This window comes from Streptomyces pratensis, from assembly GCF_016804005.1.
Lineage (GTDB): Bacteria > Actinomycetota > Actinomycetes > Streptomycetales > Streptomycetaceae > Streptomyces > Streptomyces pratensis_A.
The window spans coordinates 5,484,460-5,495,499 of sequence record NZ_CP051486.1; the positions used below are offsets into that span (position 1 = coordinate 5,484,460).

At 73.0% G+C, this 11,040-nt stretch carries 11 protein-coding genes; 4 read left to right on the forward strand and 7 right to left on the reverse strand.

Annotation, left to right across the window (positions count from 1 at the left end):
- Positions 1–55: 55 nt before the first annotated feature.
- Positions 56–1,258 (forward strand): amino acid deaminase/aldolase, encoded by a 1,203-nt coding sequence (locus tag HED23_RS22440; RefSeq protein WP_203185172.1) that lies wholly within the window; start codon positions 56–58, stop codon positions 1,256–1,258.
- 8 nt (positions 1,259–1,266) lie between these two features.
- Here the strand turns inward: HED23_RS22440 and HED23_RS22445 are convergent, their stop codons facing one another.
- The 4 genes from HED23_RS22445 to HED23_RS22460 are packed head-to-tail and all read right to left on the reverse strand — an operon-like array spanning position 1,267 to position 5,750.
- A complete protein-coding gene (locus tag HED23_RS22445) occupies positions 1,267–2,199 on the reverse strand; it encodes a DUF2510 domain-containing protein (RefSeq protein WP_203185173.1) in 933 nt (310 codons plus the stop codon).
- A 19-nt stretch (positions 2,200–2,218) separates the two neighbouring features.
- A complete protein-coding gene (locus tag HED23_RS22450) occupies positions 2,219–3,010 on the reverse strand; it encodes a 3-oxoacyl-ACP reductase (RefSeq protein ID WP_203185174.1) in 792 nt (263 codons plus the stop codon).
- 6 nt (positions 3,011–3,016) lie between these two features.
- Complete coding sequence (locus HED23_RS22455; RefSeq protein ID WP_203185175.1) at positions 3,017–4,381, reverse strand: aldehyde dehydrogenase family protein; 1,365 nt, start codon at positions 4,379–4,381, stop codon at positions 3,017–3,019.
- 7 nt (positions 4,382–4,388) lie between these two features.
- Positions 4,389–5,750, reverse strand: coding sequence for a glutamine synthetase family protein (locus tag HED23_RS22460; protein WP_203185176.1), 1,362 nt, complete (start codon positions 5,748–5,750; stop codon positions 4,389–4,391).
- Positions 5,751–5,788: 38 nt separating this feature from the next.
- Here HED23_RS22460 and HED23_RS22465 point away from each other — a divergent pair, with 38 nt between their 5' ends.
- Complete coding sequence (locus HED23_RS22465) at positions 5,789–6,562, forward strand: FadR/GntR family transcriptional regulator (protein WP_398081650.1); 774 nt, start codon at positions 5,789–5,791, stop codon at positions 6,560–6,562.
- A gap of 112 nt (positions 6,563–6,674) precedes the next feature.
- Positions 6,675–7,388, forward strand: coding sequence for a gamma-glutamyl-gamma-aminobutyrate hydrolase family protein (locus tag HED23_RS22470; protein WP_203185178.1), 714 nt, complete (start codon positions 6,675–6,677; stop codon positions 7,386–7,388).
- 279 nt (positions 7,389–7,667) lie between these two features.
- On the opposite strand, the gene HED23_RS22475 is transcribed toward HED23_RS22470, so the two are convergent.
- The gene (locus HED23_RS22475) at positions 7,668–8,603 is read right to left on the reverse strand and encodes a LysR family transcriptional regulator (protein ID WP_203185179.1); all 936 of its coding nucleotides are present in this window, start codon (positions 8,601–8,603) and stop codon (positions 7,668–7,670) included.
- 70 nt (positions 8,604–8,673) lie between these two features.
- On the opposite strand from HED23_RS22475, the gene HED23_RS22480 reads away from it, so the two are divergent.
- Positions 8,674–9,828: a TDT family transporter gene (locus HED23_RS22480; protein ID WP_203185180.1), complete on the forward strand. Its 1,155-nt coding sequence runs from the start codon at positions 8,674–8,676 to the stop codon at positions 9,826–9,828.
- Here the strand turns inward: HED23_RS22480 and HED23_RS22485 are convergent.
- Together HED23_RS22485 and HED23_RS22490 are read right to left on the reverse strand one after the other, a co-directional pair.
- Complete coding sequence (locus HED23_RS22485; RefSeq protein ID WP_203185181.1) at positions 9,767–10,471, reverse strand: helical backbone metal receptor; 705 nt, start codon at positions 10,469–10,471, stop codon at positions 9,767–9,769. The two genes, HED23_RS22480 and HED23_RS22485, sit on opposite strands and share 62 nt — an antisense overlap.
- Positions 10,472–10,482: 11 nt before the next feature.
- Complete coding sequence (locus tag HED23_RS22490) at positions 10,483–11,028, reverse strand: helix-turn-helix domain-containing protein (RefSeq protein WP_203185182.1); 546 nt, start codon at positions 11,026–11,028, stop codon at positions 10,483–10,485.
- Positions 11,029–11,040: the final 12 nt, after the last annotated feature.

Below are 11,040 nucleotides of genomic sequence, written 5' to 3' on the forward strand. Positions count from 1 at the left end.
ATCTGCACGGAACGTCCCCCTACCCAGTGGTACGGCCGTCTGGCAAGCTGCGGTCATGACTGCCCGCGCCACTGACCGGAGCCGCTACGACCGGGCCACCGCCCACCTCGACGCCCCGGTGGCCGTCGTCGACCTGGAGGCCTTCGACGCCAATGCCGACGACTTGGTGCGCAGGGCGGGCGGCAAGCCCGTCCGGGTCGCGAGCAAGTCGGTGCGCTGCCGTGCCCTGCTGGAGCGGGTGCTCGCCCGTCCGGGCTTCGCCGGCATCATGTCGTTCACCCTCGCGGAGTCGCTCTGGCTGGCCCGCGCCGGATTCGACGACGTACTGCTGGCCTATCCGTCGGCCGACCGGGCCTCCTACGCCGAACTGGCCGCCGATCCCAAGCTCGCCGCGGCCGTGACGGTGATGGTGGACGACCACGCGCAGCTGGAGCTGATCGACGCCGCGCGCGCAGGCGGCACCGAGGAGATCCGGGTCTGTCTGGAGCTGGACACCTCGCTGCGGCTGCTCGGCGGGCGGGTCAGGATCGGCGCGCTGCGCTCCCCGCTCCGTTCCCCGGCCCAACTGGCCGAGCTCGCGAGGTCGGTGGACCGCAGGCCCGGCTTCCGGCTGGTGGGGCTGATGGCGTACGAGGGCCATGTCGCCGGTGTGGGCGACTCGGTGGCGGGACGGCCGCTGCGGTCGCGCGCTGTCCGGCTGATGCAGGCGGCGGCGCGCCGGGAGCTGGCGGCCCGGCGCGCGGAGGTCGTGCGGGCGGTCCGTGCGGTGGCGCCCGGCCTGGAGTTCGTGAACGGGGGCGGCACCGGCAGCGTGCAGCACACCGCCGCCGAGCCGGCGGTGACCGAGATCGCCGCGGGGTCCGGGCTCTACGTACCGAGACTGTTCGACAACTACACCTCGTTCACGGGCCGTCCGTCGGCACTGTTCGCCCAGCCCGTGGTGCGGCGGCCGGGCGTGGGCGTGGTGACGGTGCTCGGCGGCGGCTATCCGGCGTCCGGGGCGGCGGGCGCGGACCGGCTGCCGGTGCCGTATCTGCCCGAAGGGCTGCGCTACGACCCGCAGGAGGGCCCGGGCGAGGTGCAGACGCCGCTGCTCGGAGCCCCCGCGGACGACCTGCTGATCGGCGACAAGGTGTGGTTCCGGCACGCCAAGGCCGGTGAACTGTGCGAGCGCTTCGACGAGCTGCGGCTCATCGAGGGCGAGCGGATCACCGCCACCGTGCCGACGTACCGCGGCGAGGGCCGCACCTTCCTGTAGGACGCCGCTCAGGGAGCGACGGTGCTGCCGACTCCGCCGCCCGTGGCGTCGCCGATCGGCCGGATGCCCTCGGTGATGGTGTCCATGAGGGTGAGCGGCAGCTCGTCCCCGCCCGCGTCGAACGCGAAGCGCACGACGACCGGTGTCTCGCTGCCCACCGCCGAGGGGAAGACGAGCGACTGCACATGGCCGCCGGGGCCGGCGCCCGTGGTGATCCGGCGGCGCACCAGATGTCCGGTGCGCCCCGCGACCGTCACGGACCTGGACGCCACTTCCTTCTGGGACCTGATGCCCCCGTGGATGAGGGCGTCGACGGAATTCCTCCCGTAGGCCCGGTCTGCCGCCGTTCCGATGTCCTCCTCCGCCAGTGCCTTCATGTCCGTGAGACCGGTGCCGCTCGCCGTACGGACCGAGACCGTGCCGTGGTAGCAGAGACTTCCCGAGTCGCCGGGGCAGGTGTAGGAGCCGACGGTACGCATCGTGGAGGCGTCGTCGAGGGTGTTCTCCGGCTTCTCCCAGCCGTCGGGGACCGGGAGCGTGACCCCGTTGAGCTGGTCTACCAGCACCGCGGCGTCGTCCTCCGGGCCCCCGGCGGGCGTCGGGGCGGGGGCGCTCGCGCTGTCGGTGGGCGGCGGCGCGGTACTGCCGGGCGAGGACCTGGACTCCGTACCGCCGCCCTCGCCCAGGACGAGGAACCCGGTGACGACTACGGCGGCGGCCACCAGGACCGCCGCGGTCGTGGCGACGGCGGCCCGGAGGCCCCGGCCGCCGCCCCGGGTGACGTTCGCGGATGCCTGTGGCGCGGACTGCGGATGGAGTCCCAGGGGCTGGGTGACGGCGGTGGAGCGGGTGTGTCCGGTCCACGCGGCGCCGTCCCACCAGCGCTCCGTGCCGGGCACGTTCACGTCCGGGTACCAGCCGGGCGGCGTCACGTTGCTCATGTCACCACTCCAGGGAGCGTCAGTCGAGCGGGGTCACGTACGCTCCTGAGATTCCGCCGTCGACGAGGAAGTCGGTGGCGTTGACGAAGGAGGAGTCGTCGCTCGCCAGGAAGGCGACGGCGGCGGCGATCTCCGTAGGCTCGGCGAACCGGCCGACCGGGATGTGCACGAGCCTGCGGGCGGCACGCTCCGGGTCCGTGGCGAACAGCTCCTGGAGCAGCGGGGTGTTGACCGGGCCGGGGCACAGGGCGTTGACCCGGATCCCTTCGCGGGCGAACTGCACCCCGAGTTCCCGGGACAGTGCGAGGACGCCGCCCTTGGACGCGGTGTAGGAGATCTGGGAGGTCGCCGCGCCCATCCGTGCCACGAAGGACGCGGTGTTGATGATCGAGCCGCGGCCCTGGCGCCGCATGTAGGGGAGGGCGGCCTTGCAGCAGAGGTAGACGGAGGTGAGGTTGACGTCCTGGACGCGTTTCCACGCCTCCAGGCCGGTCGTGAGGATGGAGTCGTCCTCCGGCGGTGAGATGCCCGCGTTGTTGAAGGCGATGTCGACGGAGCCGTAGGTGTCGTCCGCCGCCGCGAAGAGGGCTTTGACCTGGCCGGGGTCGGTGACGTCGACGCGTACGAAGGTGCCTCCCGCCTCCTTCGCGGCGGCCTTTCCGGCGCTCTCGTCGATGTCACCGCAGACGACGTGTGCTCCTTCCGACGCCAGCCGGCGGGCGGTGGCGAGGCCGATGCCGCTGCCCGCGCCGGTGATGACGGCGGTGCGGCCGGCCAGACGGCGGCAGACGCTGCCGGATTTGGTGGTCATCTGTGTTCAGGCCTCCGTGCCGATGAAGACGTTCTTGGTTTCGGTGAAGGCCGCGAGGGCGTCGGGCCCCAGTTCACGGCCGAGCCCGGACTGTTTGTAGCCGCCGAAGGGTGTCCAGTAGCGGACGGCGGAGTGGGAGTTGACGGACAGGTTCCCGGCCCGGACCGCCTGGGAGACCCGTAGGGCGCGGCCCACGTCACGGGTCCAGATGGAGCCGGCCAGTCCGTGGTCGGTGGCGTCGGCCAGCCGGACGGCGTCGGCCTCGTCCTCGAAGGGGAGCACGACGGCGACGGGGCCGAAGACCTCCTCCGTGGCGACGGGGGCGTCGGGCGCGATCCCGGTGAGGACGGTCGGGGGGAACCAGAAGCCGGGGCCGGTGGGCGCGCTGCCCCGGATGCCGTCCGCGCCGTCCGGGACGAACCCGCGGACGCGCTCCAGCTGGGCCAGGGAGATCAGCGGGCCCATCTGTGTCCTCTCGTCCGACGGGTCCCCCACGACGACGGAGGCGACGGCCGGGACCAGGAGTTCGAGGAAGCGGTCGTACGCGGACCGCTGGACCAGGACGCGGGTGCGGGCGCAGCAGTCCTGGCCGGCGTTGTCCAGGAAGGACATGGGCGCGGCGGCCGCGGCGGCCTCGATGTCGGCGTCGGCGAAGACGATGTTGGGGCTCTTGCCGCCGAGTTCGAGGGTGAGCCGCTTCACCCGGTCCGCGCACCTGGCCATGATCTGCTTGCCGACGCGGGCCGAACCGGTGAAGACGATCTTGGCGACGCCCGGGTGCCGGACCAGGGCGTCGCCCGCCACGTCCCCCGCGCCGGGCAGCACCTGGAAGAGGTGTTCGGGGAGGCCCGCGTCGAGAGCGAGCCGGGCCAGGTACTGGGCGGTGAGCGGGGTGGTCTCCGCGGGCTTGAGGAGGACGGCGTTGCCGGCGGCGAGGGCGGGGGCGGTGCCCCAGGCGGCGATCGGCATCGGGAAGTTCCACGGGGCGATCACTCCGACGACGCCCAGCGGTTCGAGGAACGTGATGTCGATCCCGCCGGGTACGGGGATCTGGCGCCCCGTCAGGCGTTCCACTCCCCCGGCCGCGTAGTCCAGCAGGTCCCGGACGTTGGCCGCCTCCCAGCGGGCGTTGCCCAGGGTGTGTCCCGCTTCGGTGACCTCCAGCCGGGCCAGACGTTCGGCGTGTTCGTCGACGAGGACGGCGAAGCGCCGCAGCAGCCGGGCCCGGTCGGCCGGAGCCAGCGCGGCCCAGGTGCGCTGGGCGGCCGCTGCGCGGGCGACGGCGGCACCGACCTCTGCGGCGGAGGTGGCCGGGACGGTGGCGACGAGCTCCTCGGTCGCCGGGTTCAGGACACGGTGTTCGTGGATCACGGGTGCCTCACAGGCGTTCGAAGGAGCGGCGGAGCTCCCAGTCGGTCACCGCTGCGTCGAAGGCCTCCAGTTCGACGCGCGCCATGTTGCGGTAGTGCGCGACGACGTCGTCGCCGAAGGCCTCCCGGGCGACCTCGCTGCTCTCCCAGAGGGCCGCCGCCTCACGGAGCGTGGTGGGGACCTGGTCGTATCCGGCGGTGTAGGCGTTGCCCTCGCAGGCGTCGGGGAGTTCCAGCTCGTTCTCGATGCCGTGCAGTCCGGCGGCGACGAGGCCGGCGACCGCGAGGTACGGGTTCACGTCGCCGCCGGGCAGCCTGTTCTCGAAGCGCGTGGAACGGCCGTGTCCGACGACGCGCAGGGCACAGGTGCGGTTGTCGTGGCCCCAGGCCACGGCGGTCGGGGCGAAGGACCCGGGCTGGAAACGCTTGTAGGAGTTGATGTTCGGCGCGTACAGCAGCGAGAAGTCGCGCAGGGCTGCCAGCTGGCCGGCGAGGAAGCTCCGCATCACGGGGGACATCGTGCCGTCGTCGCCCGCCATGACGCTGTGTCCATCGGCGTCCTGGAGCGAGAGGTGGATGTGGCAGGAGTTGCCCTCACGCTCGTTGAACTTGGCCATGAAGGTGAGCGCGACGCCTTCCTGGGCGGCGATCTCCTTGGAGCCGGTCTTGTAGACGGCGTGCTGGTCGCAGGTGACGAGGGCTTCGTCGTAGCGGAAGACGATCTCGTGCTGGCCGGGGTTGCACTCGCCCTTGGCCGACTCGACGGTCAGCCCTGCGGCGGCCATCTCGTTGCGGATGCGGCGCAGCAGTGGTTCGATGCGGCCGGTGCCCAGGACGGAGTAGTCGATGTTGTACTGGTTCGCCGGGGTGAGACCGCGGTAGTTGAGGTCCCACGCCTGCTCGTACGTGTCCTTGAAGACGATGAACTCGAGCTCCGTGCCGACATGTGCGCTCAGTCCGTGTGCGGCGAGCCGCTCCAGCTGCCGCCGGAGGATCTGGCGGGGTGCCGCGGCGACCGGCGAGCCGTCGTCCCAGGCGAGATCGGCCATGACCATGGCCGTCCCCTCGTGCCAGGGGATCCGGCGCAGGGTCGTGAGGTCTGGGCGCATCGCGAAGTCGCCGTAACCGTTGGACCAGGAGGACATCGCGAATCCGTCGACGGTGTTCATGTCCGTGTCGACGGCGAGCAGGTAGTTGCAGCCTTCCGTGCCGTGCTCCAGGACCTCGTCCAGGAAGAAGGACGCCGCGAATCGCTTGCCCTGCAGCCGGCCCTGCATGTCGGGGAAGGCGAGGACCACGGTGTCGATCTCACCGCGTCCCACGAGCACGCGCAGCTCGTCGGTCCCCAGCGGGGGTGTTCGGTCTGCCACGGGACACTCCTCGTTCGGCCAGCCGGCCGGTCTAAGGTATGGGAGAAAACCATTGGGGGGAAGGGAATCGGGACGTGGCGGAAGAGACCGGGGAGCCCGGGGCCTCCGACCGGCTGCTGCCCTTGCTGCGGCCGGTCCGCGCGGGCAACGGCTTCGAGGAGGCGCTGGAGCAGATCCTCCAGGTGGTCCGGCTCGGCCTGGTGCCCGGCGGCGGGCGGCTGCCGGCCGAGCGTGAGCTGGCCGGGCTCCTCGGCATCAGCCGCGTCACCCTGCGCGAGGTGCTGAGGGTGCTCCAGGACCAGGGGCTGATCGAGGCCAGACGCGGGAGGTACGGCGGTACGTTCGTCCTCCCCCGCACCGGCCCGGCCGACGGTGACGAGCTGCGCCGCCGGGTGGCGGACGTGGACATCGAGGACGTACTGCTGTTCCGCGAGGTCCTGGAGTCGGGGGCCGCCGGGCTCTGTGCGTCGCGCGGCCTCGACGACGAGGGGGCGGAACGGCTGCGAACGGCTCTGGCGGCGACACACGAGGCACCTCTGCCCGACTACCGCAGGCTTGACACCCACTTCCACCTGACGCTCGCCGAGCTGTCCGGCTCCCCCTCCCTCGCAAGCCGGTACGCGGCGGTGCGGGCAGGCGTCAACGAACTCCTGGACTGCATCCCCCTGCTGGTGCGGAACCTCGAACACTCGCAGCATCAGCACACGGCCCTCGTCGAAGCCGTGCTCGACCGGGACGAGGAGGCGGCGCGCGCGGTGACGCGTGAGCACTGCGAGGGGACGGCCGCGCTGCTCCGGGGCTTCCTGGCTTGATCTTGCCCTTCTGGATCACTGCTCTTGCGCGGAGGCGCGGTACGAACAAAGGTATGACGCAACACCATTGCACCGGGCCGGCCAGCAGACCGGCCGCCGGAGGGACCGCACCATGCACCAACCGCTCATCGGCGTCACGACCTATCTGGAGCCGGCGGCTCGCTGGGGCGTCTGGGAGCTCCCCGCCGCGGTGCTCCCCTCCGCCTACCCCCGGCTGGTCCAGCGCTCCGGCGGGATGGCCGCGCTGCTGCCGCCGGACGATCCGGCGCGGGCCGGGGCTGTCCTGGCCCGGGTCGACGGTCTCGTGATCGCGGGCGGCGCCGATGTCGATCCAGGGCTCTACGGCGCGGAGCGCGACTTCCGGACCGGGCCTCCGGCGCACGAGCGCGACAGCTGGGAGGTGGCCCTGCTCCGCGCGGCCAGGGCGGCGGGCACTCCGGTGCTCGGGATCTGTCGCGGCATGCAGCTGCTCAACGTGGCGCTGGGCGGCACGCTGACCCAGCATCTGGACGGTCACGCGGGCCCGTTCGGCAAGTCCGGGGTTCTCGGTGAGCACGAGGTGACGCCCGTCCCGGGGACGCTGTACGCCTCACTCGTGCCCGAGGTGGCGTCCGTACCCACGTACCACCACCAGGCAGTGGACCGGCTGGCGCCGGGCCTGGTGGCCTCCGCGCACGCGGCGGACGGCACGGTGGAGGCCGTCGAGCTGCCGGGCGGCCAATGGGTGCTCGGGGTCCAGTGGCATCCGGAGATGGGTGACGACCTCCGGATCATGCGGGCCCTGGTGGAGGCGGCCCGGACCGGGGCACCTGTGCCTGCGGCCTGAGGCTCACCCACCTGGTGGATGGTCAAGGGGCACGCACTCGGCGGCCGATCAGGGGTCTCGCCCCGGGTGTACTGCCAAGGGGGCGCGCCCCCGGCAGGCGACCAGGAGGCACCGCGCCCGATGCGGGGTGAGAGGTCACACGGCCCGGCGGCCGATGAGGAATCACACGGGCCGACGGGCGGTCGGCGGTCAGCACCCCGGGTGGTCAGCGGTCAGCGACCCGGGCGGACACCGGTCACTCCCCCGGCAGGCGGCCGGCGGCACGGGCCCGGCGGCCGGTCAGGGCTCTCGCGCCTCACCGGAGGTCAGGGAGAGCAGGTCGCGCGCGGGTCCCGTCGGCCGGTGGCCGGCCGGCCAGACCGCGCGCAGCTGACGGCGGAGCCGGACGCCCGCGACCGGGACCTTGACGAGGCGCCGCGCGGAGAGCTCCTCGCCCAGGGCGAGTTCGCTCAGCACGCAGGGCCCCGCGCCGCTCTCCGCGGCCCCCTTGACCGCGGTGGTCGAGGAGAGTTCGAGCAGCGGGGGCGCCAGCCCTCCGTGCACGGCGAGCGCGGCGTCCAGGACCTGCCGTGTGCCCGAGCCGCGTTCGCGCAGGATCAGGGGCGTCCCGGCGAGCTCGCCGGGGGTCAGTCCCCGGCGGCGTGCCCACGGGTGCGAGGGAGCCACCACGACGACGAGCCGGTCGTGCGCGATGACCGTGCCGTCCAGCCCTTCCGGTATCGAGAGCCCTTCGACGAAGCCCAGGTCCGCCTCTCCCGCCAGGAGGCGCAGGGCGACGACCGCCGAGTTGCCCGCGAGAAGGGACACGGCGGTCCCGGGCCGCGCGGCCCGCAGCGCGATCAGCCAGCCCGGCAGCAGGTACTCCGCGATGGTCATGCTCGCCGCGACCCGCAGCCTGGAGTCGCGCCGGTCCCTCAACGCCTGGGCTCCCGCGTCGAACGCCTCCGCCGCCTCGACGACCCTGCGCGCCCAGTCGGTGACGAGCGCGCCCGCGTCGGTCAGCCGGGATCCGCGCGGTGAGCGGTCCAGGAGCGCGACGCCGAGCTGCCGCTCCATCGACCGGATGCGGCCGGACGCGGCGGGCTGGCTGATGCCGACCTCGCGCGCCGCCCGGCCCAGACTCCCGTGCCGCGCGACGGCGAGCAGCAGCACCATGGCTCCGAGGTCGGGCACACGGTGGGACAGGGAGGGGGGCGGAGGCACGGGGCTGGACATAAGGCCAGCCTATGACCTCATAGCCCGGTGCTCCCTGGTGGGCGGCGGTCCGGTCACCGAGAATCGTGGCATGGCCATCTTTCCGCAGACCCGGACCGGGACCACCGCCCCCCGTACCGTCGAGCCCCGGTTCCCGTCCCTGCGGCATTTCGGCCCCAACTGGTACGCGACCGTCATGGGGACCGCCGTCGTGGCGACCGCGGGCGCAGCGCTGCCCGTGGAGGTGCCGGGCCTGCGGGCCGCCTGTGTCGTGGTGTGGGCCCTGTCCGCCGTGCTGCTGGCCGTCGTGCTGACGGCCCGGGCCGGCCACTGGATCCTCCACCGGGACCAGGCCCGCGCCCACCTCATGGACCCCGCCGTCGCCCCGTTCCACGGCTGCCTGTCCATGGCGCTGCTCGCCGTCGGCGCGGCCACCCTGGTGTCGGGTCAGGACGCCATAGGGCATCCGGCCGCCGTCGCCGTGGACGCGCTGCTGTTCACGGCGGGCACGGTCACCGGCCTCGCCGCAGCCGTCGCGATCCCGTATCTCATGGTCGTACGCCACCGTCCCGCCCCGGGCACCGCGTCGCCGGTCTGGCTGCTCCCGCTGGTGGCCCCGATGGTCTCGGCCGCGGTCGGACCGCTCCTGGTGCCCGAGCTGGCTCCCGGCCAGGGACGCGAGGCGCTCCTGCTCGCCTGTTACGCGATGTTCGGGCTGTCCCTGCTGGCGACCCTGGTGGTCTTGCCGCTGGTCTTCGCACGGCTGGTCCACGGAGGTCCTCTGCCGCTCGCACTGACTCCGACGCTGTTCCTGGTGCTCGGGCCGCTGGGCCAGTCCACGACCGCCGTCAACCAGCTGGCCGATGTGGCGCCCGGCGCGATCGCGGCGCCCTACGCCTCGGCCTTCGGCGCCTTCGCCGTCCTCTACGGGGTGCCGGTGATGGGGTTCGCCCTGCTCTGGCTGGCCCTGTCCGCCACGATGGTGGTGCGTGCCGTCCGGCGCGGCATGCGGTTCACGATGACGTGGTGGGGATTCACCTTCCCCGTGGGTACGTGTGTCACAGGCGCGGCGGGCCTGGCCCGGCACACCGGTCTGCACGCGTTCACCTGGCTGGCCGTGGCCCTCTACGCGCTGCTGGTGACCGCTTGGGCGGTCGCCGGTGTGCGGACGCTGGGCGGACTCTTCAGCGGAGCGCTGCTCGCAGCGCCCCGGCCGCTTCGGCCAGTGACGGTCCGTACCACGTGAGGTGACGCCCGTCGACGAGCACGGCGCGCAGTCCGGGGAAGGCCTCGGGTCCGTCACCGGCGGTGAAGCGGTACGGCTCGTCCGGCAGCACGACGAGCTCGGCCCCGGCCGTGTTCAGCTCGGCCAGGGGGACGCGGGGGTAGCGGTCGTGGTGGCCGGCGTACACGTTCCGTACCCCGAGGCGGGCCAGCAGGTCACCGGCGAAGGTGTCGCGGCCCAGCACCATCCAGGGTCTGCGCCAGACGGGCACGATCGCGGGACGGGGAGCGGCGGTGGGCGGCAGCGCCGCCCACGCCTCCCGGGATTCGTCCAGCCAGCGGGGCACGGGCAGCCCGCACGCGGTGAGGACCCGTTCCAGCTCGGTGAAGGCCTGGTCGAGGGTCCGGATCTCGGTGACCAGGACGTTCAGGCCGGCCGCTCGCAGGGCGGCGAGGTCCGCTTCGCGGTTCTCCTCCTCGTTGGCGAGGACGAGGTCGGGTCGCAGAGCCGCCACGGCGGCGGTGCCGGGATTCTTCGTGCCGCCGATCCGGGTGGCCGTCAGCCCCGCCGGGTGGGTGCACCAGTCGGTGACCCCGACGAGCAGGCCGGGGGCGGTGACGGCGACGGCCTCGGTGAGCGACGGGACCAGGGAGACGACGCGCATCGGCACTCCCGTCAGCGACGCGAGTCGTACGTCGCGTCGATGTGCTCGGCGACCGAGACGACCAGCAGCCGGGTGCCCGGTACGGTGGCCCGCCAACGGTGCCGGACCCCGCCGGAGAGGAAGAGGGTGTCGCCCCGGCCCAGCCTGTGGGCCTGTCCTTCGGCCTCGACCTCGACTGCGCCCTCCACGACGTACATCACCTCGTCGTTCCGGTGCTGGAACTCCCGCCCGAGGTCCTGCTCGCCGATGAACTCAAGCGCGCTGAGCTGGTGCCGCCCCCGGACCAGCCTGCGCACGCCGTCCTCGTCGTCCGCCCGTACGACGTCCACGGCCCGTGCCGAGTCCGCCGCGGCCCGCAGCCGCTCGGTCGTGGTCTCGAGCGCGTCCGCCACCCGGTCCAGGGACCGGGGGCTCGGTCTGGCCCGTTCGTTCTCGATCTGGCTGAGGAACGGTACGGACAGGCCGCTGCGCCCGGCCACCGCGGCCAGGGTGAGTCCGAGGGTCCTGCGGCGTCGGCGAACCGCGGCACCCACTCGAAGGGCTTCCTTTTCGTCCATGTCCGGCTCCCT